Consider the following 24,536-nt stretch of genomic DNA (forward strand, 5'->3'; position numbering starts at 1 on the left):
TTGGATTGCTAATGGTAGTTTACCAACTAGTAAGAATACTGTGACAGACTTCGCTGTCGGTGTTGACAAAATTGGACTGGGTGGAGTTGGTGTGACACAATTTAGTGGTTTAAGTCTGGTACAGCAAGGTGCTAATACTTTGGTGAAGCTAGGCGCGACTGAGTTAGTGACATTACAAGGAATTACTTCAACTAGTCTGACTGTGACTGACTTTGTTTTTGCTGTCAGTGTGGTTGGTTAGTGATGCTGCAATCAAAGATTGAGTTTTAGTGAATATGCGAGGGGATTATATTCCCTCGTTTTTTATAGAAAGTTGGTTTTTTCTCAACGCAGAGGCTCGCGGAGGTTTACGCGGAGGAACGCAAAGCTATCTAAAAAGTTAGATATTTGGTAATAGTCATTGGCAGATTTTTTGTTGTCTTCATTATGGTTTGGGTATAACTTAATCTTTTAATAATCTCTCGATAAACATTTTTTAATTGTTGTATGAGTTCATGTTTATTGGTGATTAGTTATTTATTAATACCGCAATAATTGAGCTATTTATATACAAGAAATAGGTAAAAAATATAGTATATGATTATTAATGGCACTTCTGGGGTAGATGAGTTATATGCCAATAAAGATAACCAAGTTTTTGGTTGGGAAGGCGATGATATTCTAGATGCTTCTAACGGTGAAGGAAATAATTTATTAGCAGGTGGTGCTGGTAGCGATCGCCTATTTGCCAACAATAATGATACCCTCAAAGGTGACGCTGGAGAAGATTATCTATATGCGTTGGGTAGTCTAGGCTTCAATACACTAGAAGGTGGCGATGATAACGATCAGCTTTTTGTAGTCGAGGGTGGAAATAACACCCTGGATGGAGGACAAGGAAGCGATCGCCTGATAGTTTTAGATGGCAGTGGTTACAATACCCTCTCTGGGGGACTGGGAAACGATTTATTAGATGTCTCTAACGGTACAGGGAATAACATCCTCTACGGTAATGAGGGCGATGATATCCTGATTGGTGGAGTCAATACTGACCAGTTATTTGGCGGTGCTGGAGATGATTTACTCTTCGGTGGTCAAAGAGGTAGCCAATTAACCGGAGGTACAGGCTTAGATAGATTTTTCCTCACCAGTGCAGCAGTTTCTGAAGTCCCAATCGAAGTATTAGATTTTACTAAAAATGACGATAAAGTTATAGTCGCCGGTATCCCTGAAGTGCGGACATTTCAAGATTTGCAATTGCAGCAGACCGGATCTGATACAGTTGTCAAAGCTAGGATAAATAATGTTGTGCGAGAGTTAGGCATTTTAAGAAACATCCAAGCCAACACTCTAACACCAGACGATTTTGACTATACAACAGCTATTTTCTCTATTACCAACTCTTCTGCCACCGAAGGCAATAGCATCACCTTCACCATTAACCGTACAGGAGATACCCAAACTCAGCAAAGTGTGACGGTCTATACATCTATAGCCACAGGGGACACAGCTAGTAATACTGACTTTGTAGCCAAAACCCAAATCCTGACTTTTGAACAGGGAGAAACCCAGAAAACTTTTACTGTAGACACTACTCAAGATTTCTCAGTTGAACAAAACGAAAGCTTTACCGTCAGCTTAAGCAATCCTACTAACGGTACAATTCTCAGTCCTACAGCAGCCACAGCTAAAGGCACTATCAACGATGATGATAATGTAGGTGTCATCATTACCCAGACTGGTAATAACACTATAGTTACAGAAAATGGGACAACTGATAGTTACGCCATAGCACTTACTAGTCAACCTACATCTGATGTCATTATCAATATCAGTAATGGTCAACAAATTCGTACTAATCCCAGAACTTTGACCTTCACTACCGAAAATTGGAATGTAGCACAAAATGTAACAGTAACAGCCGTAGATGATTTCTTAGTGGAAGGTGACGGTAATGATACTATTACCCATACAGCTATAAGTAACGATATCAATTACAATGGTATTGCTATAAACCCCATAGCAGTAGGCATCACTGATAACGATATCCCATTATTTCAGAACCCTAACAGTGATACTTTTACAATTAAAGGCAACAGTAACAAAGCCAATCTCCAAGTCACTCTTACAAGACGCAATTCCCGTTTCACCAATGAATTAAGCGTCTTTACAGTAGATGATGCTAATGGCACCATTAATGGTATTGCTCCTGGTGCAGTCGGTTATACTGAAGCAGCGCTACAACGTGCCAGAGTAATTTTCTCAGCTATAGCTAACAACCCAAACGGATTTAACTCCAATAATCTAGCTAGTTTGTTGGAATTTAATTCTGGCGATAATTTGAGGTTTTATTTAGTCAGAAATAGTAGTACAGATGCCGTACTAGCAGGAATCACACCCATCTCAGATGTAGTATTGGCTAATTCCTCAACCCAAAAAATTACCAACTTAGGAACAGATGGGTTTTCCTTAGGATGGGAAGACGGATTCGGTAATAATAGTGGATTTGCAGATTTAGTAGTCAAGATTCAGACGACAAATCAAACTTTACCTTTAGGTGCAAATTTACAAAGTCAATCACAGGGAGAATTGATTGATTTACGAGGGGTGACACAATCAGTAAAAGCTGATTTTGTTGTTAATAGAGAAGCGGCTTTCAACAACTTCATCGGCTTCTATCAGGTGACTGATGAGAATGGTGGTATTGACACCAATAATGATGGTTCCGCAGATATTCTCCCTGGACAATCTGGTTATACTCAAGCTGCTGTTAATGGTCGTGTTCCTGGGATTGATTTGGTCGTGAATAACCGAGGAACTGCAACTTATACTGGCACGTTCCAACCCGGTTCTTTATTTGCACCATTCATCATTATTAATAGTAGACCAGAGAGAATTTTAGATAACAATCCCAATAACGACCCAGCCGTATATTTTCCATTCTTAGGCGCTAACCGTAATCGGGTTGATCATATTCGTCTATTGGCAAGCAATGTCTTTGGCTTTGAAGATTTACCAAATGGTGGTGATAAAGACTTCAACGATATGATTGTACGAGTCAATCTAAGCATTGCTTGAGACATTTAGGACTCATACTTGATTTTTGAAATATATAGCTGTTGACAGTTGACAGTTGACAGACTTGAAAGTCTTGTTTTATCAGGGTTTGATGTTGGCTGGATGTCCTAATCTATCTGGCTACGGCTATACATAGTAGCGTGGCAAGCCTTAAAAGTTGCATTAAAATTCTCTTGTGGGATAAGCTCTTTAGTCCGTCCAGTGCAGGCAAGATGCCTACACCACAAAAACTTTTTTTATACACTATTTTAGCCCGGTCACGGTTCCCGTAGGGTATTTTGAATTTTGCGGAAAGTTGCGGTGCGGTGGTTCCCCCGTTGAGCAAACTTTTCAAGACGAATTTTGAATTCGGAGCAAAGCGACGTGACCAATTACCGCTAAAATCAAAAAATCAAATACAATATCATCCAAAGCGCTGTATTTTGAGCGAGCTTTATGGAAGTTTTAGAACTGAAACGCGAAATCGAAACGTTGTCTAGCCGCCTGGGTAAAACCCAGGACTATCTTTGACGTACCTGCACTGACAGCCAAAATTCAAGACCTAGAACAAATTGCAGCACAGCCAGAATTTTGGGATGACCAAAACCAAGCCCAGAAAACGCTGCAAGAACTGAATGACCTCAAAGCCCACTTGGAAAGATATCATCAGTGGCACGCCAATCTAGAAGATACTAGGGCAGTGGTTGAGTTGTTGGAGTTGGAAACCGACGAAGCACTATTGCAAGAAGCGGAATCTACCATCACTAAGCTTAATCGAGACCTTGACCAGTGGGAATTACAACAGTTACTTTCTGGCCCCTACGATGCGGAAGGGGCAGTATTAACGATTAACGCTGGTGCTGGCGGGACAGATGCTCAAGATTGGGCATTTATGCTGCTGAGAATGTATACCCGTTGGGCTGAAGACCAAGGCTACAAGGTAGCTTTAGCAGAAGAGTCAGAAGGTGACGAGGCGGGAATTAAATCAGCCACCTTAGAAATTACTGGTCGTTATGCCTATGGTTACTTGCGGTCAGAAACAGGCACTCATCGCTTAGTGAGAATTTCACCTTTCAATGCCAACGGCAAGCGGCAAACTAGTTTTGCTGGGGTGGAAGTTATGCCGCAATTAGATAATACGGTGCAGTTGGATATTCCAGATAAGGATTTGGAAATCACTACAACTCGTTCTGGTGGTAAGGGTGGACAGAACGTTAACAAAGTAGAAACAGCAGTGCGAGTGGTTCACCTTCCCACAGGTATCGCTGTACGCTGTACGGAAGAACGTTCCCAGCTACAAAATAAAGAGAAAGCCCTCGCCCGCCTGAAAGCCAAGTTGTTAGTGATTGCTCAAGAGCAAAAAGCTCAAGAAATTGCCCAAATTCGTGGCGATATGGTAGAAGCTTCTTGGGGCAACCAAATTCGTAACTATGTATTCCATCCTTACCAAATGGTAAAGGATTTACGTACCAATGCGGAAACAACTGCGATCGCTGACGTGATGAACGGTGAACTGGATATGTTCATCCAATCCTATCTACGTCAGGAGAATCAAGTTGTAGAAGGTGAAGCAAGTTAGAAATTAGGGGTTTAGGGGTGTAAGGGTGTAGGGGTGTAGGGGAAAAACATTTACTTTATTTTGAATTTTGAATTTTGTAGGCTTGCCTTCCCGTAGGGTATTTTGAATTGATTCATCCCCAGTCCCCAATCCCCAATCCTCACCATCACCTGTTACATTTATATATAAAAGCATTTGCGATTTATTCATTATGAGTAATTCTCCCTCCACAGAGTCCCAACCCAGCTACGTCAAACTTGCCATGAGAAATATGGTGCGTAAGGGTGGTACTTCTGCAAAACATTTTTTGCTGACAGCCGTAGGCCTTTTATCTGTCCTCATAGGCCTTGCTTACTTAACTCGCTAATCGTAAGCAAAAACCTAAAGTGCTGAGTGAGGAGAGTGGGTATTTGGTACAAGTTGAACTAGATGTACAAGATTGTTTCCTTGAGTCTTCCCCGGAAGCAGCTCAGGCTTGTGGATATATGAATAATCAGGTTTCCCCTGCAACTTGGGAAGACTGGTTTCATCGTTGGTTAGAAATTCTGGATTCTTCTCTTCCGCCTGCACCAAGCTACGAAATCGGACTGCGGCTAACGGATGATACAGAAATTCAAGCGATTAATGCCCAATATCGTCAACAAAACAAACCTACAGATGTTTTAGCCTTTGCGGCTTTAGAGGTAGATTTGCCGCAAAATCCGGAAATGGTGGCAGAACCTTTGTATCTAGGTGATATTGTTGTTTCTATCAATACGGCACAGCGACAGGCTGGTCAACAAGAGCATAGTTTGTCAACTGAGTTAGCTTGGTTAACAGCTCACGGCTTATTACACCTGTTGGGCTGGGATCACCCTGATGAAGAAAGTTTAATAGCAATGCTGCAACAACAAGTAATATTACTAGAGGCTATTGGTATCAATATAAACGTTAATTATTAAAAATTTGCCATTTTCTGAGTATTTATCCTTAACCATGCTTTTATAATACTTTAAGAGAAAATTGCCTAAAACCACATAGCAGATTAAAATCGGCGAAGATTTCTCACTGAACCTATCTCAAGTTTGTATTTTTAAGCCTATGTCCCAACAAGTCTCCCCGCCACCAACGCAAAACAGCCTACCATCACTAGTAATGAAAGAACGGGAACTTTCTTGGCAAGTTGCCACTAATTTATTGATTAGCTTTAAATATGCCTGGGCTGGAATTACCTATAGTTTTCAAACTCAGCGAAATTTTCGCATTCATGTGAGTGTTTGTACTTTAGCGATCGCTTTAAGTATTTTCTTACATTTGCAAGCCGTAGAAATAGCCATTATTAGTATCACTAGCGGTTTAGTTTTGGTAATGGAGTTGTTGAATACAGCGATCGAGTCTCTTGTAGATTTGACTGTAAAACAGACTTACCACGAGTTAGCCAAAATTGCCAAGGACTGTGCCGCAGGTGCAGTCCTCGTTTCTGCTTTGGTAGCTGTGCTAGTTGCAGCAACCCTTTTGCTTCCACCCTTGGTAGTTTTAATTATCTCAGCTTTGTAGCACGAACACACAACTAGTTCCCTATTATTAATATAGGTAAACCCACTCAAAAACCAAAAAAGAGCGGGTAAAATCCCATCGTCTTCATTCTCATCTACTAATCCCCAGTCCCTAATTTGTAACGATGACGTTTATAGCAGCGCAAATCTGGTAAAAACTAAACATGGTGAGATTAGTAACCAGGAGCTATGAGCGTTGATTATAGTCATCGATAATTACGACAGCTTTACTTATAATTTGGTGCAGTACTTGGGAGAACTAGCATCTGAGTTTCCCGTCGCATCAGATATTCAAGTTTTTCGCAACGATAAGATAACTGTAGATGAGATCCGAGGATTAAATCCTGATGCGATCGTCATTTCACCTGGGCCTGGTCGTCCGGAAGATGCAGGTATATCTTTGAATTTAATTCAAGAACTCGGTACTAACCTGCCAATTTTAGGCGTATGTTTAGGTCATCAAAGCATTGGTCAGGTATTTGGTGGTAATATTGTCTCTGCTCCAGAGTTAATGCACGGTAAAACTTCTCAGGTAACTCACACTGGGGTCGGAGTTTTTCAAGGATTAGAGAATCCTATGATTGCTACCAGATATCATAGTCTGGTAATTGACCGCCCAACTTGCCCCGAAGTGTTAGAAATTACTGCTTGGGTAGATGATGGTACGATTATGGGAGTGCGACACCGGAACTATCCTCACATTCAAGGAGTCCAATTTCACCCAGAGAGTGTTTTAACATCTTTAGGAAAGCAGTTACTACGAAATTTTCTGGAACAGTTACAGTTACGAGAATAATTAATGAAAAGACGACAGTTGCTAGGCTATGCTGGGGCGGGATTAGCCACAGCTTTTGTCTCTACCCTTGGTTCAAACTTCCAAGCCGATGCACAATCTAGCGGTTTATCGGTGCAGTGGTTGGGTCATACCAGTTTTTTGTTTACTGGTGGTGGGGCGAGGATTCTTGTCAATCCATTTCGGACGATTGGCTGTACAGCGCGTTATCGTCCACCAAAAGTGACAGCAGATTTAGTATTAATTAGTAGTCAATTATTGGATGAAGGGGCAGTAGATGGGTTACCAGGTAATCCTAAACTTGTATATGAACCCGGAGTTTATGACTTTAAAGGTATAAAATTTCAAGGAATCTCCATAGCCCACGATCGCAAAAATGGTAGACAATTTGGGATGAATACCGCTTGGAAATGGACACAGGGCGGAGTTAATATCTTACATTTGGGTGGGGCGGCTGCACCCATTTCCATTGAGCAAAAAATCCTTATGGGACGACCTGATGTTTTGTTAGTCCCAGTAGGTGGTAGTGATAAAGCTTACAATGCTCAAGAAGCAAAGCAAGCAATTGAGGTATTAAATCCCAAACTGGTAATTCCTACTCATTACCGTACACAAGCAGCTGATCCGGCTGCCTGCGATATTGCCCCACTGGACGAATTTCTCACATTAATGCAGGGCGTAACTGTGCGTCGTAGTAATAGCGACAGTATTAATATTAGTTCTGGTAATTTACCGGAAACTAGTACAGTTCAGGTTTTGAGTTACAAGTTTTAATGAGGGGATTGGGGACAAAAAAGTCAAAAGTCAAAAGTCAAAAGGTAAAAGATTTTTTCTCTTGCCTTTTGACTTTTCCCTTGAACTGAGGATTGGGTCAATTTTTCTTCCCTAAACCCCTAAACCCCTACACCCCTAAGCTGTGTACCACTCTGGAGTTAGAGCATCTGTAACAGGAGTTTCAGTAGCCAAGGTACCATCCATAGTCCAAATGGCATCTGTACCGGTTGTCTGATCGCGCCAGTAAATATCAGACTTACCATCGCTGTTATAATCGCCAATATAGGCCTGGGAACCTGGAGTTCTACTTGGAAGAAAGGCTTCACTGGTAACGGATGTACCATCCATCAACCAAGCAGTGTTCTCGCCAGTTGTGCTGTTGTTCCAGAAGATATCGGTTCTACCATCACCATTGAAATCACCAATGCTGGCTTTCCAATCAGAACCGAGGGTGTTTAAAGCACCTTCAGTAACGAAAATGCCGTTCATTGTCCAAATTTTGTTTTCGCCGGTGACGGTATTACGCCAGAGAAGATCAGTAGTGAAGTCTCCGTTGAAATCACCAAGGCTGTAAGTCCAAGATGCGTCTTGTGCTTGTAGATCGTACTTGGTAGCTTGGATACCATCCATGAACCAAACGGAGTTGGCACCGGTGGTTGTGTCTCGCCAGAAGACATCACTCTTACCGTTTCCGTCGAAATCAACAATAGTAGCAGTCAATCCTGGGGTTGTGGTATCCAGAACATTGGCACTGAGGACGGTTGTGCCATCCATGAGCCAAATCGCATTTTCACCTGTTTGAGTATTATTCCAGTGGATGTCGGTTTTGCGATCGCCGTTAAAATCACCAATGCTGGCATTCCAACCCGAATCAACTTTGTCTAGATAAACAAAGTTAGCAACTCTAGCTCCATCCATAATTGCAATAGCATTCTCACCTGTTGCGTTGTTCCGTAACAGGAAGTCAGTCTTGCCATCACTGTTAAAGTCAGCAATTTTATAAGTCCAGACGCTCAGGTCAAATGTTCCTAAAGAAGCTTCTTCTTGAGTGACTGTGCCGTTCATCAACCTGACTTTGATTTCGCCTGTTTGAGTATTAACCCAAACTTTATCTGCCTTACCATCGGCATTGAAATCAGGTGAAATCGCTGCGCTAGTTAAGTAAGGATTAGGATTTGGGTTAGCACTCAAACCAGGAATGGAAATTGGCAAGTCTACTTGTGTTGTTGCAGAACTACTACTAGATGATGGTAGATCCGTATTTAAATCACTTACATAAGCACTTGATACCAAAGATGCTGATCTTGCAAAAGATGTATTAAGTGAATTATCAATTCTCTTGGAAAAGCTTTGCGTTTCTTGCATGGTGGTTTCTTAAACTTGTTGTCTTAAAAGTTTTAGCCGATAATTCGTTTTGGCTTCTGTTAGCTAATAACATTATTTTAAGTTTATAAATTACTGTATCTACACTCCTATTTTTGAGAAAATATCAAATTTTACATATAATTTTTACGGTTAATTTTAAACATATTTCCGAAAAAATCAAGGTTGTTTTGAACAATCCCTAAATCCTCAAATCATGATTTTTTATGTCAAGATCTCTAGATATAGATATTGCTTTGTATCTCTTCGACAATGATGCCAATTCACTTGATGGACTGGGAGTGATTAGAAGTTAGGTTTTACCAGATGTAATTTGAGACTGCTATGTTAAGCAAACCGTCTTCAATGCAACAGACATAAAATTAATTCGTGAAAAAATTGGCTAAAAAAATCTTTTTCTTAATTTGTGTAAAGGATAAAAACTAATAGTTATATCAGCGATTTTTAATAAAACTGCACAAAGCAGCATAAATCACAAAATATATAGTTAAATAATGCAAAATCCAAACACAAAAATTAGACGGATTAAAAATTACTTAGAAAAATTATTTTGTGTCATAGCAAATAAATATTTCAACTGTCGAAACTAATTTATGCTAGGAATACCATCTTCAAAAGATGCCTAATTTTTTGTACTAACCCCTGAGTTGAAATAAATATTGGTTAAAATACTTAAATTAGCAACTACTGCAAGATAGTAACTTTCAGACTAATAGTTGCCAAAAGTGTAAAATTATACGAAAATTTCCAAGAATAACGGTTATGCAGGCAGAATATCGGCAGCGTCGTGAGCAATTAATGGCGAAGATTGGTAGTGGTACAGGGATTTTTCGCAGTGCGCCGATGGCGGTGATGCACAACGATGTCGAATACACTTATCGCCAAGATAGTGATTTTTTCTATTTGACTGGTTTTAACGAACCGCAAGCAGTAGCCGTATTAGCGCCCCATCATCCAGAACATCGGTTTGTCTTGTTTGTCCAACCCAAGGATCGAGAAAAGGAAGTTTGGACTGGCTATCTGTGTGGGGTAGATGCAGCCAAGGAAATTTATGGTGCAGATGAGGCTTACCCCATATCTGAATTAGATGAGAAATTGCCCCAGTATCTAGAAAAAGCCGATCGCATTTACTATCATTTAGGACGCGATCGCAATTTTAATGACAAAATCCTGGGACATTACCAACAATTGCTGCGGACTTATCCCAAGCGGGGTACAGGGCCTATAGGAATAGAAGATACAGGCCCCATCCTCCACAGCATGAGATTAATCAAAAGTGCATCAGAGTTGGTTCAGATGCGTCAAGCTGCGGCGATCGCCACTGAGGCCCATAATAAAGCCCTGGAATCCTCTGCACCTGGGCGTTATGAGTACGAAATTCAAGCAGAAATAGAACATATATTTCGCCTGCGGGGGGCAATGGGGCCTGCTTATCCCTCGATTGTGGCTTCCGGTGCAAATGCTTGTGTCCTCCACTACATCGAAAATAACCGTCAGATGCGGGATGGAGACTTGCTATTAATCGACGCTGGCTGTGCTTATGGTTATTACAACTCAGATATTACTCGCACATTCCCAGTAAGCGGTAAATTTACCCCAGAACAAAAAATCCTCTATGAAATTGTACTAGAAGCGCAAAAACAAGCGATCGCTCAAGTCCAACCAGGGAACACATTTAAATCCGTCCACGATACCGCCGTGCGTGTCCTCACAGAAGGTTTAGTAGAAATTGGTATCCTCAGAGGTGAGGTTGACAAATTAATTGAGGAAGAAAAATATAAACCTTACTATATGCACCGTACTAGCCATTGGTTAGGGTTGGATGTCCATGATGTAGGCGTTTACCAGCACGGTGACGATAAACCGCAGATTTTACAGCCAGGTCAAGTATTAACGGTGGAACCAGGACTATATATTGTCCCAGATACAAAATTAGCCGAAGACCAACCAGAAACAGACCCACGCTGGGTGGGGATTGGGATTCGCATTGAGGATGATGTTTTGGTAACAGCTACAGGACATGAGGTGTTAACTGCTGGAGTTCCTAAGGAAGTACATGAAGTAGAACGTTAAGCCAGTAAGGCGGGGGGATGATAAGTGTAGGGATTGATAAAATTAAGCTATTCTGCTTTTAAGTTGCATAATCTATCGTAAGGTTTGTTGGCGGTTGACCGTTAACAGTCAACCGTCAACAGTCAACAGACATACATTTGAAATGAATAAGTCAAGTAAAAAAGCGCTGATTGTACTGAGCGCAGGTATTATTTTGTTATGTTTAATGGGTTGCGATCGCTTCTTTGGTGCGAGTGGGGATTCAGTAGAAAGAGTCAGCGATGGTGATACATTAGTTGTGAAAGATGCCCAAGGGAAGAAAGTTACTGTGCGATTTGCTTGTATGGATGCGCCAGAAATTGCCCACTCCAATAAAGAAAAGCAAAGTAAACGTGCTAGAGATCGCAATCAATTTACTTGGGGTGTGAAAGCACAGGAACGGGTGGAGCAATTGGTAAAACAAGGAGGCGATCGCGTTACCTTGAATATTACAGATAGCGATCGTTATGGGCGTAAAGTTGCCGAAGTCAGATTAAGCGATGGTACTTTTGTACAGCAAGTACTCATACAAGAAGGTTTAGCTAAAGTGTATCGCCCTTATTTAAATAAGTGTCCCAGCAAAGCGATCGTGCAGCAAGCCGAAACCCAAGCCCAACAACAAAAAATAGGAATTTGGGGAGATCCTAAATTTGTCAATCCGTGGGAATATCGCAGTTTAAAGTAAGTAGCTAAATGCCCTCTCCTGCTTCTATTCTTGACACAGTTGGTAAGCTGAACGCGGATAAAACTTACCGCACAACATTTTGTATATAACTGCTTCTAAGTCTTCAATCATGTATGGCTTGCAGATGTATTCATCAAAGCCTGCCTTCATAATTTTGTTTTGATCTTCCTTTGTAGCTAAGGCTGTGACAGCGATTACGGGGATTTCCTGAGTCAGAGGTTCTTCCTTCAGATGACGTACAACCTCCAGCCCATTTAAACCCGGTAATAAAATATCTAACATAATTAAATCAGGCTGATACTCTTTTGCCACCAATACAGTTGCAGAACTGTCTTTTTGGCAAATGAATCTACAACCAATTGACTCAAGGGCATAACTAATCAGCAAAAGACTGTCATCGTGATCTTCAACTGCCAAAACTAAAGGCTGCTGAGAGTAGTGCTTCTTGTTATCACTTATGAATGAATTGGTTAGATACATTTCTTCTCCATGAAGATGCCATTGGGTTTTATCGTCATTCTTGTGGAAACAGACCAAATATAGCGTAAAGAGCAGATTAAGCTATATTTTGATATTGGCTTACATTTTCCTGCTTCCTATTTATACTTTTCGTTAAGACCGATAACTCACAGGTGTAAGAGTTTTAGTTTTATCAGTTGAGCAGATATCTATCGATTGATTATACGCAATCCTACAGGAATATTTCTTCGTAACTTCATGATAACTTGTTATACAAAATTCGGTTTTACTGTGTCATCCTTAGTGTTATTGATTTCAGCACAACTAAAGTTACCTTTTTGTAAGGATAAATGCTCAATTTGATGTAGCAAAAATAACGCTTTTGTCTGGCATCATTCTGTAGCTAGCAGCAACTTATGGAATATATACTTGCCTCTTGCATTTATGTAGTATGTGTAATACAATAGTAGTTACAGATAACAAAAGGTAACCAATATGCCATAACTAAAAATAACAGACTATTAAAAATCAGTGAAAAGCCCGACAGATGGGTTTAGAGAGAGATCATCAAACTCGCGTTAAATTAAAGCCGATAGCATATGTATTACAAGTAAATATTAATTTTAAACCTGTCTAGTAAATGTGAATTTTCTCGGTAAATATGGAATTTGATTACTTTAGAAATAACGAAAATAGTAATAATAATCAAAATAGACAAAACTTACTATCTAGTGGTTGGCGACCATTAAATAGAGACTTGGACTTAGGTTTTTTATGGCAACTAATACACAGTGACACACGAGAATTAACTCAAAAATCATTAAGCGTAGCTAGTAATTTTGCTGAAGTTTTAGGCAGGAAAAATTTTACTTGGTGGGCTAATATATTAAGCTTAGTATCTGAAAATACCCGCTACGAAATTGAAAAATATTGGAATTACATTACACCAGATCCTCAATCACCAGACCACCGATACAAAGATGTTTTGAGTACAGAAACCCCCATACATCAATTTGTTAGCCGTAATAGTATTCCAATTGATTATGTTCTCAACCGACTGCAAGAAATTACTGTATTACGACTTTTGGAATTATTAGGTCGTCCTGATGTCATAACTCAATATTACTCAGAAAGAGATTTTTATTACCCTGTAGAAAAGTTTATTAATTGGGAACGTATAGATGTCGTTAACACTGTTTATGCTTATTGGTCAAGGCATGATATTTGGTTACAAATCGAAGCCTACGATCGCGGGCGGCGACAATACACTTTAATGTCCAAAGATATCTCACCATTAGTTAACAAAGCCACTCAGGATTTAGCTGTCATGCTGAGTGGTTATCAAAGCCGTGTCGGGAAAGTTCATAGCCAATTTCCCATTCGGACTTTTCCTACAGATATTCAAAATTTTACTGATGCAGTACAGCAGGCTATTCTCAATCAAAATCAGCTAGCCGTTGTAGTCCACGGAGAACCAGGAACAGGAAAAACTGCATGGACACAAGCTGTAGCTAAAGAAATTCTTGTACCTTTAGGGTATGTAATTTTTATTTTGGATCATGATGCTATTACCAACTTTGTCCCACCAACTTATTTAGAAAGAATTTGCATCATCATCAACGAAGCAGATAACTTAGCTCAAAATCGTGCCTCCGAAGTAGCTCAATATAACAACAAAACAGAGCATATTTTAAGTTTATTAGATGGGACTTTATACCAAAGTGTCATTGATGAAGCGGGGATTCATCTCAAGCAGCGTTTAGTTGTCTTGATGACTTGTAATACTACAGAAAGGTTAGACCCGGCAATGTTGCGTAAGGGAAGGGTAGATTTGATGTATGAATTTAATCAGCGATATGTTTAGGAATCTGGTTTCTTGATTCTTCAATTCCCTTGTTTCCTCTGCTTAAGGAATGATTGGCAGTCATACTCTTCCATCTGAAAATGAAGAGTAAATCTTTTGAAAAACTGCCATAGATGTCACAGCTTAACTCTGTAACCATAACTGATGTGCAGGCAGCACAGCAGCGTCTTGCTGGTATTGCCCATCGCACACCTGTGTTAACTTCTACAACTGTCAACGATCGCACTCATAATCAAGTCTTTTTCAAGTGCGAAAATTTTCAACGCACAGGTGCTTTTAAGTTTAGGGGTGCTTATAACGCCCTAGCACAGCTATCACCAGCACAAAAAGACAAAGGTGTGTTGACTTTTTCATCGGGGAATCATGGACAAGCAATCGCCTTAGCAGGTAAATTACTCAACATTCCCACCACAATTGTGATGCCTGATGATGCACCTATCATCAAGCAAACCGCTACCAAAAGTTACGGTGCAGAAATAATTTTATATAATCGCCAGGAAACAAATCGGGAAGAATTAGCGCAAAATCTGGCAAGCGATCGCGGTTTAACCCTAATTCCTCCATACGATCATCTCCATGTGATAGCTGGACAAGGTACGGTTGCATTAGAACTGGTGCAAGAAGTTGGTGAACTGGATTTGCTGTTGGTTTGTTGTGGCGGCGGGGGATTAATTTCTGGTTGTGCGATCGCCGCTAAAGCCCTTTTACCTAATTTGCGCGTAATTGGTGTAGAACCGACACTCGCTGATGATGCTACTCGTTCCTTTTACACCAAAACCCTACAAACAGTCAAAAATCCCCAGACTATCGCCGATGGTGCGCGGACTCCTAGCCTGGGACAGATGACATTTCCCCTAGTTTTACAATACGTTGATGAGATGGTGACGGTATCAGAGGAAGCAATTATTCACACCATGTTTTTCCTCTGGGAACGACTAAAAATAGTCGTTGAACCCACAGGAGTATTAGCAGCCGCCGCTTTACTCGAAGGTATAGTCACAGCACAAGAAAAGAGAATTGGTGTGATTATCAGTGGTGGAAATGTAGATTTCAGCAATGTAGCTAGTTATTTAGACTTGGGTGCTAAATTTGGTAATTTGTAACTAAATCAGTAGTTTTTTATACTGTAGCCGTATCCAGATAGACCAGGACATCAAGCTAAGACAAAACCCTGAAAAGCCATTCAACCGTCAACCGTCAACAGCTATATCTATGCTTCGTTCTTTACCGTTGGCTAAAGTACTGCTATATGTGTTGTTAACTACCTATGCAGTTATCACCTTAGTTCCTTTTCTGTGGGCGCTTTCTGCATCTTTCAAACCCTTATCAGAAATTGTTAGTGGTACGCCAAATTTCTTTCCTCAAAATTTCACCCTGGATAATTACAGACAAATTTTTCTACAAGAACCATTATTTTTACGTTGGCTGTTTAACAGTGTGGTAATTGCTGTCAGCGTTACTTTACTTAATTTATTGTTCAACTCAATGGCGGGTTATGCCTTAGCCAGACTCAGCTTTGTAGGTAAAGATTTTTGGTTCTTCTTAATTTTGGCAGTGCTAGCCGTACCAGCCCAAATTACGTTAATTCCTACATTTTTGATTTTAAAAGCGATCGGTTGGCTGAATTCTTACCAGGGCATGATTGTACCTAGTATGGTTAATGCCACCTTTATTTTTATGATGCGACAGTTTTTTATCAATTTTCCTAAAGAGCTAGAAGAAGCAGCGCAATTAGACGGCTTAAACACCATAGGAATTTTTCGTTACATTATTTTACCTCTAGCAAAACCAGCACTGGCAGCACAGGCAGTTTTTGTCTTCATGGGTAGTTGGAATAATTTTTTGCTCCCAGTAGTGATCTTATTTGAACCAGAAATGTTTACGTTGCCCTTAGGTTTGAACACGTTTAAAGGTCAATATATCAGCTACTGGAACTACATTATGGCTGCTTCTATGGTATTTACCTTACCAGCTTTAAGTATTTATGCTTTTTTTAATCGCTACTTTATCCAAAGCGCCACTTTTACAGGCGGTAAAGGATAGACATTAGTAATTAGTCCATAGTCAAAAGTTATTCTCCAGTGTTTCTCCAATCCCCACCTTCCCAATCCCCGATCCCCAGTCCCCAATTTTAGGCGACAAATTGCACTCTTAACATGATATTGGTATTACAGCGACTTAATCTCTATATGTCAGTTAACGAACATTATGGGTTTTGTAAACCTAGCGATTACCTACAATGGGGCGTAGCCAAATGCCTGTGGCTGCCGGATACGTCATCGCAGAGATAGCCGACTACAGTCACTCTGTAGCCAAAGTGTTGTCTCGATTGAGATTGAGTTTTGTTTTATTAGCTGTGTTGAGCGTCAAAAACTTTAAGGGGAAACATGTTTAGAAGACTTATTGGCGTTGTTGTAGCTACTGTTTTACTGACGTTTCAGTTGATTGTCGGTAGCGCAACTGCTTTGGAACTGGACGAAGCTACCCGGACAGTTCCACTAAATGCTCAGGGTGATACCGTAACTCTTAGCCTTAAACAAGTAAAAGAAGGAAAACGTCTATTTCAATACGCTTGCGCCCAATGTCATGTTGGCGGTGTTACCAAAACAAACCAGAACGTAGGACTCGAACCAGAAGCTCTGGCATTAGCTACACCCAAGCGTAACAATATTGAAGGTTTGGTGGACTATATGAAGAACCCCACCACCTACGATGGGGTAGAGGAAATTTCCGAAATACATCCCAGTACCAAGAGTGCAGATATTTTCACCGCAATGCGAAATCTGACGGATAAAGACCTGGAATCTATCGCAGGTCATATTCTACTACAACCAAAAATTCTTGGCGACAAGTGGGGCGGTGGCAAAATCTACTACTAAAGCCTGCGAACTTAACTGAGTGCTGAGTACTGAGTACTGGGTGCTGAGACTAATGGGAGCGGTAAGTTGTTAAACCTGCATTCCGGCTTCCCAGACCATACAGGACTCAGAACACAGTACTCAGATTTTTCGCTGAGGTACTAAATTAAAATTGGGCAATCTTCGCGCCCCTCTAGCTTGACAGAGGGTGTAGGGGTGTAAGGGTGTGGGGGTTTAGGGGAAAGATATTGTTCATCTATATTTATTGCCATGCAATTATAGTGATTTTTAGCGATCGCATAACGTTTTTCGCTATATTTATGCCGCTCAAAAAAAATTTTGTCCAAAGTACGACGATATGTCGTATTTGGTGTCAATTTTATTTAAAATGAAATAAGAAAAATAAAACTACAGGTTAGGAGAACGCCATGAAATTGATTGCGGCAAGCTTGCGGCGCTTAAGTTTAGCTGTGTTGACTGTTCTTTTAGTGGTTAGCAGCTTTGCTGTGTTTACCCCCTCTGCGGCGGCTGAAACATACACAGTCAAACTAGGCAATGATAAAGGACTGTTAGTATTTGAACCCTCAAAATTAACAATCAAACCAGGCGACACAGTTGAATTTTTAAACAACAAAGTTCCTCCCCATAATGTTGTGTTTGATGGTGGCCTCAACCCGGCTAAGAGTGCTGATTTAGCTAAGTCTTTATCTCACAAACAGTTGTTAATGAATCCAGGCCAAAGCACCAGCACTACCTTCCCAGCAGATACACCCGCAGGTGACTACACCTTCTACTGCGAACCTCACCGTGGCGCTGGTATGGTTGGTAAAATCACCGTCGCTGGCTAGAAATAGCGCCAGAAACAAGTGAATGATTTTCTCGGCTCCCTTACAAAACTAGCTAAGAGCCAAAACCCATAATTAATAGTGGTGGCGAGTCCTATCCAGCCAAAAGTTACAAATGCGAATTAGCGCAGTCAGGAATGGACTTGTCACCGTATATCTTGGGTAAATTTCCCTCAAATCGTTAATCTTTGAGATTAAAGTATATACTCACCATAGAGTCCCTAATTTCTGAAATCGATTACCCATAGGGGCATAGGTAATTTTGGTACTTCTAGCATAAGTTGCCAGAGACTGATTGAGAGGAAAATGATTTGAGAATAATTTTATTACTATTATTTCTGGCGATCGCTACATTTAAACTTATATTTATCAGTCCAGCCCTAGCCGCCGAACTACCAGCCGGGGAAAAAATTTTTAATAATAACTGTGCTTCGTGCCATATAGGCGGTGGTAATATACTTATCACCGAAAAAACCCTCAAAAAAGAAGCGCTATTAAAGTACCTGGAAGATTATGACACCAACTCAATCCAGGCTATTATCCATCAGGTACAGTATGGTAAAAACGCCATGCCTGCTTTTAAAGACAAATTAAGTACGGAAGAAATCCTAGAAGTGGCTGCTTATATTTTTCAAAAAGCAGAACAAGACTGGTCAAATCTAGAAAAAGAAGGTTAGCTGACATCTTGCGCCATTTCTGAAAGACTGTAAATCGCGCTGAGAATCAATGTCAGTTAGTTGAAGGGAATGCAATACGGTTCGGAGAAGCAGGGGAAGCAGAGGAGGAAAGGAGGTTATTTTCATAATTTTTCTCTTCCCCTGCCTCTCTTCTCCCCTAACTTCCCGTGCCTGCTTTAACCAAGAAATCCCTTAACCGAACCGTATTGGAAGGGAATGGGAGAGTAATTATTACTCATTACTCCCCAGTCTTATCTTTCTGAAGAATTAGGCTCTTGTCTTTGCTGTTGCTGTTGTCTAGCCTCACGCAGCTTTTCTAGAAGTGTTTGACTAGGTTCCACCGTTGAAGATAGCTGATTTTTGCCAGATGTCCTCTCAGGTGAAGCCTCAACACTTGGTGTCTGGGTAGGTTGGTCTTTTTTGATTTGTACTTGTGTTGAAGGTTGAGGGGTAGCTTCTCTCAGTTGTAGTTGTGGTAAAGGTTTAGGAGCCGTGATTGGTGCTGCTGCTGGTTGAGTACGATTGACTAACGGAGTCGAAGGTGCTTGGGGAATCACTGCACCAGGTTTTTTATCTTCAGTCACCGCAGTATTATTGCTGTTGTTTTGGATACTCAAGCTGAAAGGATAACGACTAATTTGTCTGTCTCCCTTAGGGGCATTTTTTGTAAAATATTCCCTTGCTTTTAATTGCAATTCAGGAGAAACAGTCTTGTCTTGAAACTTGATATCTAAAACTTTGCCTTCTGTATCAACTACCAAGAAACCTAAGACAGTACCTTCAACACCTGGTTTATCTGTCGCAACTGTGCTGCGAATAACCGCTTTTTCTTGGGAATTTGGATACGCTTGCTGAAGAGCTTTACGTAGGTCTTCGTATGAGTTTACCTGAGCAATCAGTCCCGTTTCTGATCTTTGCTGAGGATTCTGCCAGGGTAATTCGGGTGTTTTGAGTGTAGAACCTTGTTGCCATTTAGGGATACTTTCGTTAGCAAAAGCTAAATTATCATCCGCTTTGGGAGCTTGGACAATAGGAGCTACCTGGGGTTCTATTGGAGCCACAGTTGCGGCATCACTTCGAGAATCAGCCACTGGTGGAGTTGTATTACTGGGTAGATTCGGCGGTAAATCGTCGGGGAGTTTTGCCGCGTTTAATTCCGGTAATCTATCTACAGGTAGAGGCCTAGATGTTTCTGGTATTACTTCCCTGTCATTAAAACTGGGAGGCGTTACTGGGGTGAATTTTTCTCCAACAGCGCTAAACCCAGAGTTATCAAATCCCAAATCCCTTCTGGGTGACTGCCGCAGAGGTTGACTTCTGGGTAAGGAGGCAATGCGATAATTATCAGGGGTTGTATAAACGGGTGGTAGTGAAATTGGTGGGGCAATCGGTGGCGGTAAAGGAGGTAAAATAGCTGTCTGGTTGTTAAAACTAGGAATATTACCTAGTTGTGGTTGTTGGGGAAATTGTGATTGTAAAGGTAGTTGTGCTTGCAGACCAACTTGATTCGGATCTGTACTTTGTGGTAAACGGTTTTGGTCTGCTTGACTGAGTTCTAAAACACCAACTGATTTTGGTGATGATTCATTAGATTTATTAGCATCAACTGGCATCAATGGCACAATCAACGCAATAGCACCGTGGATGCCAAGAGAGGCTATTGCGGCTATCCCAGTTGGCTGTCCTAAGATGTCTGGTATATTTTTTAACAGGGAGACGTAAGACATAACTGTTATCGTTCACTCGGCTCGGTTGCAGTTGACTAGCAGAAAAATATTATCTTGAATGCAATAAATGCGCCCTTTTAAAAATGATAACTGTCTATGCTGGCACTAAACAGGCGAGAATAGCCACTTTGTTAATTTTTTATTTTTTACTACGCTGTGGGTATTAGTTGTGATTTGTCTTCTGGTTGCACTTGCCAAGGAAGCGATGGAAAATATTTGATTTGTACTATCCAAAGCTTACACATAGGGTAGTTAGCAGTTGGGGCGATCGCATCCACCTAAATGAATATATCCCCAAGAAGATACCCTAGCCTCTAGTCCCTGTAATATTTTGGCAAGCCGCGATATATTAACACCTCTGGTTACCTGGAAACTGTGGCCGAATTTGCTATTTTCCTGACCATCATTCCCGTTATTCTAAAATTTGTTGCTGCCCTTTTGAAAACCCAAAATTATTGCTCTCAGATGCCATTACCTACCGTGATTGTCCCTGGATATTTAGAAAGCGCGATCGCTTATCAGCAACTAGCCACCTCATTACAAGAATTGGGTTTTCCTACAGTTACAGTACCTCTGAGAAGGCGGGATTGGTTGCCTTTGATTGGTGGTAGATCAGTCGCGCCTATTATACAACAACTTGACAAAACAGTCAAACAAGCTTTACAAGAACATAACGCTACTCAAGTTAACTTAATTGGTCACTCTGCGGGCGGTTGGATTTCTCGGATCTATTTGGGTGAAAAGCCTTATGCTGCCAGGGGTAAGGCACAGACTTCTCTTTGGAATGCCTATCCTCTGGTGGCTACCCTTGTCACCCTTGGTACACCCCACATCAGCCAAGAACGCTGGACGCGGTGGAATCTAGATTTCGTTAACAAAAATTACCCTGGAGCTTTTTACCAAAATGTCCGTTACGTTTGCGTGGCGGGAAAGACTATTTTGGGAGAGAGAAGGCGAGGCGGCTGGTTAGCTTATAGCAGTTATCAGTTAACTTGCGGTACTGGTAACACCTGGGGTGATGGAATTACACCGATTGCGGCTGCTCACTTGATAGGGGCAGAAAATCTGATTATTGAAGGTGTTAGACATTCCCCCAGAAATCCAGGGATCTGGTATGGCTCTCCAGAACCCTTGAAGGCTTGGATGCAGTATTTGGATTAATCATGAATGTCGCTCTTGTAAACGTGAAACTCTCGCTGTAACTGGGTGTAGGGGTGTAGGCAATACGGTTCGGAGAAGCAGGAGAAGCGCAGGAGGCAGGGGAGGAAGGAGGTTATTTTCATAATTTTTCTCTTCCCCTGCTTCTCTCCTCCCCTTATTTCCCCTGCCTGCCTTAACCAAGAAATCCCTTAACCGAACCGTATTGGGGGTGTAGGGATTTTTATTTAGACGGGTGCTTTGTTTAGAAAAGTAAATTATTTTTATGAGAAATACAAATATATTAATATTTCTTAAGCTAAAATTTAAGAAAATACATACTATGCAAATAACCAGGAGGGGTGAACTATGCAAAACACCCAGTTTGATAGGATTTTGCGGCGAATAGCAACAGTATTATCGGTCGTGATTCTTTCCCTGTGCCTGATTTATGTATCTACGGGAATTTTATTGTCTTTTAATTACGAGCCGACAGCAGGCGGGGCTTATAGATCGTTGAGAATGATTGATACGCAAGTGGCTTATGGCTGGTTGTTCCATCGGGCCCATGATATTGCTGGTAATGCCATGATTGCGATCGCCTTAGTCCAAATAGTCATCATGTTTTTAGGACGACAATTCCGCAATAGTTGGCTGATTGCTTGGGTAAGTGGTATTTTCTTGACCTTGAGTGCGATCGGTCTGGATTGGACGGCGATGATTTTAGATTGGACTCAAGAAGGATATTGGCGTTTTAATATCGAGTTGGGAAATATTGAAGCGATTCCCGCCGTTGGTACACTGTTGAGAGATATCCTCACTGGTGGAGGAGCTATTAGCAGCTTGACAGTCCTGCACCTATACACACTCCACAATTATTTTATTTCCGTTGCAGCAATAATTTTTGCTGTGGTACATCTGTCAGCTTTATTGTGGCAAGAACGACAAATGTACGCAGAAACGAGAGAGGAAATTATTCAACTTACACAAGCGTCACTAGCTGAAAGTTAAAGCGCCTTTGCTAAAGGTACTTCTTCCACCTCTGGTAACGTTTCTAAAACTAGAGGTGTGGATTGACTAGCACCGGATAGACGTTTTAATAAGTTCGGTCTGGGGTCATGTAATAGGTAGATAATGCGATCGCCTACTTCCCATTCTTGGTTAGCTGGGATAATTTGTAGGCGTTCTTCCCTTTCTACTAACAAAGGCACTAACACCCCAGTCCGAATTTTTTCTTGGATATGTTCCTGTTGACTAGTAAACTCCGATTCGCTCAGAGTAGTTGTGCCTAACTTCACCCGTCCATCATTCAGATATTCGTTCCAAGTCTTAATGGGCAAATCGGAAACAAAAGCTTGTTGGACTTTATTATTAGTCGAACCGTTAGCCTGAGGATCGCGGGGAAAAACAGCCAAAACACGGGGCGGATTAAATTCCTCGGCTGCCCTTTCGGCTAAAACAAAGTTTACCTCACCGTTACTAGTCATCGCCAAAAAAGTCCCCATCGATGCCAGTCCCGCCTCTTCTAATACCTCGCCATCCAGCGCACTGCTAGCAATCACCCGCAGATTTTGTGTTTCGGCTTGAGCAATACAATCTGGATCAGTATCAATTAAGACGACATTTTCCCCCCGTTCTTGGAAGAATCTGGCGATTAACAGACTCAAAGGATTACAACCGACAATCACTGCACCTGTAGCTTCTTGGGAAGTGATGCCCAAAAATTTCGCCACCCAACCAGCTGTTAATCCTTGACAAACCACCGTCATGATAATGGTGAGGAAAACCAAAGCTTTGATGGAATCACCGCCATTGACCCCACGCTGAGTGAGCAAAATCGCAAACAAGGACGCAACAGAGGCAGAAACAATTCCTCTAGGTGCAACCCAGCTTAAAAATAGTTTTTGTCGCCAGTTTAAGTTACTGTTCCAAGTGCAGAACAAGATATTTACTGGGCGAACAACGAACATCAAGACCAATACAGTAAACAAGCTGCCCCAACCCAAAGCAAACACGCTGGCAATGGATAAATCAGCTGCTAACAGAATGAAGAGGACAGAAACGCTCAAAATCGTCAGTTGACCTTTGAAGCTGCGTAAGGAACGTTCCTCTGGTACGGAAGAGTTAGCGAATACTGCCCCAGCGATGACAGTTGTCATTACACCCGATTCACTGCGAATCATCTGCGCTAGAGTAAATAAGCTCCATAGCACCGCCAAAACCACTAGGTTTTTTAACTCAGACGAAAGAAAATTGGCGCGTTTGAAAATCAAACTCATGAAATAACCACCAGCCGCACCGATGGCTGCACCAATACCCAAGCGCATGAGTAAACCGATAATGGCGTTTACTGGGTCTGCATCACCGTTAACGATGGTGTCCAACACCACAAAAGCTAAAATAGCTCCCACTGGGTCGATGAGAACTCCCTCGCCTTCTAATAACGTCGCCACTTGCCTGTCTACATTGATTTGTTTGAGCAGAGGACTGATGACCGTAGGCCCTGTAACCACAACAATAGACGCGTAGAGAAAAGCTATATTCCAAGGAAATTCACCCAGCCAATGGGCGGCCATACTACCCCCAATGAGGGTGATTAGCGTCCCTAAGGTGACCAGCCTTTGCAGGCTGATAGAAACTCTACCTAATTCGCGTAAATCTAAATTCAACCCACCTTCAAACAGGATGATTGCCGTTGCTAGGGCAACAATCACTTCCAGCCCTGTACCGAGTAATTGGGGATGTAATAACCCAACCCCATCAGCACCTAGAAAAATGCCCAACAAGAGCAATATGACGATGCTGGGTACACGCAAATAAGCCGCTAGGACTTGAGCGCCGATGCCTGCAAAAACAGCGATCGCCATTTGTAGGGTGACTTCAAATGATGCTTCCATGTTTTAGATTTTGAGCGATTTCTTTCAAAATCCTTTGTAAAGAAAAGTAAATGTCATCTTTACAGGTTACAACATCAGACAGTTTATACCTCGATGAATTTAGAGATTTTTTCATAGGTAGTTGCTCACACTACTCCATTTGTAGCCGATTAGCTATAAAACTGGAAGATTAGTATTAGACATAGGAGAAGAAATCATAACAATTCAATGCTACTGA

Annotated in this window: 24 protein-coding genes; 18 read left to right on the forward strand and 6 right to left on the reverse strand. The window is 41.3% G+C overall.

Annotation, left to right across the window (positions count from 1 at the left end):
- From H6G14_RS06980 to prfB, 3 genes are all read left to right on the forward strand, one after another.
- The coding region (locus H6G14_RS06980) for a hypothetical protein (protein WP_190566367.1) at positions 1-241 on the forward strand (241 nt) is incomplete at its 5' end.
- Positions 242-576: 335 nt separating this feature from the next.
- Positions 577-3,057: a DUF4114 domain-containing protein gene (locus H6G14_RS06985; RefSeq protein ID WP_190566368.1), complete on the forward strand. Its 2,481-nt coding sequence runs from the start codon at positions 577-579 to the stop codon at positions 3,055-3,057.
- Positions 3,058-3,492: 435 nt separating this feature from the next.
- A protein-coding gene (prfB, locus tag H6G14_RS06990) for a peptide chain release factor 2 (protein WP_190566369.1) occupies positions 3,493-4,615 on the forward strand; the annotation gives its coding sequence in 2 pieces (ribosomal slippage) (positions 3,493-3,564 and positions 3,566-4,615; 1,122 coding nt in all).
- Between the two features lie 3 nt (positions 4,616-4,618).
- On the opposite strand, the gene H6G14_RS06995 is transcribed toward prfB, so the two are convergent.
- The gene (locus H6G14_RS06995; protein WP_190566370.1) at positions 4,619-4,804 is read right to left on the reverse strand and encodes a hypothetical protein; all 186 of its coding nucleotides are present in this window, start codon (positions 4,802-4,804) and stop codon (positions 4,619-4,621) included.
- Position 4,805: 1 nt separating this feature from the next.
- Here H6G14_RS06995 and H6G14_RS07000 point away from each other — a divergent pair, with 1 nt between their 5' ends.
- The 5 genes from H6G14_RS07000 (at position 4,806) to H6G14_RS07020 (ending at position 7,696) form a co-directional block, all read left to right on the forward strand.
- Complete coding sequence (locus H6G14_RS07000) at positions 4,806-4,961, forward strand: DUF3285 domain-containing protein (protein WP_010994449.1); 156 nt, start codon at positions 4,806-4,808, stop codon at positions 4,959-4,961.
- Positions 4,962-5,004: 43 nt separating this feature from the next.
- Positions 5,005-5,535 carry an rRNA maturation RNase YbeY gene (gene ybeY, locus H6G14_RS07005; protein ID WP_190566371.1) on the forward strand — a complete coding sequence of 177 codons (531 nt, stop codon included), beginning with the start codon at positions 5,005-5,007 and terminating at the stop codon, positions 5,533-5,535.
- Between the two features lie 139 nt (positions 5,536-5,674).
- Positions 5,675-6,130, forward strand: a complete 456-nt coding sequence (locus H6G14_RS07010) for a diacylglycerol kinase family protein (RefSeq protein ID WP_190566372.1) — start codon at positions 5,675-5,677, stop codon at positions 6,128-6,130.
- A gap of 195 nt (positions 6,131-6,325) precedes the next feature.
- Positions 6,326-6,925 carry an anthranilate synthase component II gene (locus tag H6G14_RS07015; RefSeq protein WP_190566373.1) on the forward strand — a complete coding sequence of 200 codons (600 nt, stop codon included), beginning with the start codon at positions 6,326-6,328 and terminating at the stop codon, positions 6,923-6,925.
- Positions 6,926-6,928: 3 nt separating this feature from the next.
- Positions 6,929-7,696, forward strand: coding sequence for an MBL fold metallo-hydrolase (locus tag H6G14_RS07020; RefSeq protein WP_010994445.1), 768 nt, complete (start codon positions 6,929-6,931; stop codon positions 7,694-7,696).
- Positions 7,697-7,831: 135 nt separating this feature from the next.
- On the opposite strand, the gene H6G14_RS07025 is transcribed toward H6G14_RS07020, so the two are convergent.
- Positions 7,832-9,061, reverse strand: coding sequence for an FG-GAP repeat domain-containing protein (locus tag H6G14_RS07025; RefSeq protein ID WP_190566374.1), 1,230 nt, complete (start codon positions 9,059-9,061; stop codon positions 7,832-7,834).
- Between the two features lie 780 nt (positions 9,062-9,841).
- Between H6G14_RS07025 and pepP the strand changes: the two genes are divergently transcribed.
- Together pepP and H6G14_RS07035 are read left to right on the forward strand one after the other, a co-directional pair.
- Positions 9,842-11,152: a Xaa-Pro aminopeptidase gene (pepP, locus tag H6G14_RS07030; protein ID WP_190566375.1), complete on the forward strand. Its 1,311-nt coding sequence runs from the start codon at positions 9,842-9,844 to the stop codon at positions 11,150-11,152.
- A 142-nt stretch (positions 11,153-11,294) separates the two neighbouring features.
- Positions 11,295-11,855 carry a thermonuclease family protein gene (locus H6G14_RS07035; RefSeq protein WP_190566376.1) on the forward strand — a complete coding sequence of 187 codons (561 nt, stop codon included), beginning with the start codon at positions 11,295-11,297 and terminating at the stop codon, positions 11,853-11,855.
- Between the two features lie 24 nt (positions 11,856-11,879).
- Here the strand turns inward: H6G14_RS07035 and H6G14_RS07040 are convergent, their stop codons facing one another.
- Positions 11,880-12,335 carry a response regulator gene (locus H6G14_RS07040; RefSeq protein ID WP_190566377.1) on the reverse strand — a complete coding sequence of 152 codons (456 nt, stop codon included), beginning with the start codon at positions 12,333-12,335 and terminating at the stop codon, positions 11,880-11,882.
- Positions 12,336-12,975: 640 nt separating this feature from the next.
- On the opposite strand from H6G14_RS07040, the gene H6G14_RS07045 reads away from it, so the two are divergent.
- The 4 genes from H6G14_RS07045 to psbV all read left to right on the forward strand — a co-directional run bounded on the left by H6G14_RS07045 (position 12,976) and on the right by psbV (position 17,057).
- Complete coding sequence (locus H6G14_RS07045) at positions 12,976-14,178, forward strand: AAA family ATPase (protein ID WP_190566378.1); 1,203 nt, start codon at positions 12,976-12,978, stop codon at positions 14,176-14,178.
- A 113-nt stretch (positions 14,179-14,291) separates the two neighbouring features.
- Complete coding sequence (locus tag H6G14_RS07050; protein ID WP_190566379.1) at positions 14,292-15,281, forward strand: threo-3-hydroxy-L-aspartate ammonia-lyase; 990 nt, start codon at positions 14,292-14,294, stop codon at positions 15,279-15,281.
- A gap of 109 nt (positions 15,282-15,390) precedes the next feature.
- Positions 15,391-16,221 (forward strand): carbohydrate ABC transporter permease, encoded by an 831-nt coding sequence (locus tag H6G14_RS07055; protein WP_190566380.1) that lies wholly within the window; start codon positions 15,391-15,393, stop codon positions 16,219-16,221.
- 344 nt (positions 16,222-16,565) lie between these two features.
- Positions 16,566-17,057: a photosystem II cytochrome c-550 gene (gene psbV, locus H6G14_RS07060; RefSeq protein WP_190566381.1), complete on the forward strand. Its 492-nt coding sequence runs from the start codon at positions 16,566-16,568 to the stop codon at positions 17,055-17,057.
- Positions 17,058-17,197: 140 nt separating this feature from the next.
- Here the strand turns inward: psbV and H6G14_RS07065 are convergent, their stop codons facing one another.
- A complete protein-coding gene (locus tag H6G14_RS07065; protein WP_190566382.1) occupies positions 17,198-17,413 on the reverse strand; it encodes a hypothetical protein in 216 nt (71 codons plus the stop codon).
- Positions 17,414-17,464: 51 nt separating this feature from the next.
- Here H6G14_RS07065 and petE point away from each other — a divergent pair, with 51 nt between their 5' ends.
- A complete protein-coding gene (gene petE, locus H6G14_RS07070) occupies positions 17,465-17,884 on the forward strand; it encodes a plastocyanin (RefSeq protein WP_190566383.1) in 420 nt (139 codons plus the stop codon).
- Between the two features lie 308 nt (positions 17,885-18,192).
- Complete coding sequence (petJ, locus tag H6G14_RS07075) at positions 18,193-18,558, forward strand: cytochrome c6 PetJ (protein ID WP_190566384.1); 366 nt, start codon at positions 18,193-18,195, stop codon at positions 18,556-18,558.
- A gap of 251 nt (positions 18,559-18,809) precedes the next feature.
- On the opposite strand, the gene H6G14_RS07080 is transcribed toward petJ, so the two are convergent.
- The gene (locus tag H6G14_RS07080) at positions 18,810-20,285 is read right to left on the reverse strand and encodes a hypothetical protein (protein WP_190566385.1); all 1,476 of its coding nucleotides are present in this window, start codon (positions 20,283-20,285) and stop codon (positions 18,810-18,812) included.
- Positions 20,286-20,750: 465 nt separating this feature from the next.
- On the opposite strand from H6G14_RS07080, the gene H6G14_RS07085 reads away from it, so the two are divergent.
- Both H6G14_RS07085 and H6G14_RS07090 read left to right on the forward strand, forming a co-directional pair.
- The gene (locus tag H6G14_RS07085; protein ID WP_190566386.1) at positions 20,751-21,446 is read left to right on the forward strand and encodes an esterase/lipase family protein; all 696 of its coding nucleotides are present in this window, start codon (positions 20,751-20,753) and stop codon (positions 21,444-21,446) included.
- 345 nt (positions 21,447-21,791) lie between these two features.
- Positions 21,792-22,433, forward strand: a complete 642-nt coding sequence (locus tag H6G14_RS07090) for a cytochrome b N-terminal domain-containing protein (RefSeq protein ID WP_190566387.1) — start codon at positions 21,792-21,794, stop codon at positions 22,431-22,433.
- Here H6G14_RS07090 and H6G14_RS07095 read toward each other — a convergent pair.
- Positions 22,430-24,319, reverse strand: coding sequence for a cation:proton antiporter (locus tag H6G14_RS07095; RefSeq protein WP_190566388.1), 1,890 nt, complete (start codon positions 24,317-24,319; stop codon positions 22,430-22,432). The two genes, H6G14_RS07090 and H6G14_RS07095, sit on opposite strands and share 4 nt — an antisense overlap.
- Positions 24,320-24,536: the final 217 nt, after the last annotated feature.

This window comes from Nostoc parmelioides FACHB-3921 (assembly GCF_014696625.1).
In the GTDB taxonomy this organism is placed as follows: Bacteria; Cyanobacteriota; Cyanobacteriia; order Cyanobacteriales; family Nostocaceae; genus Trichormus; species Trichormus parmelioides.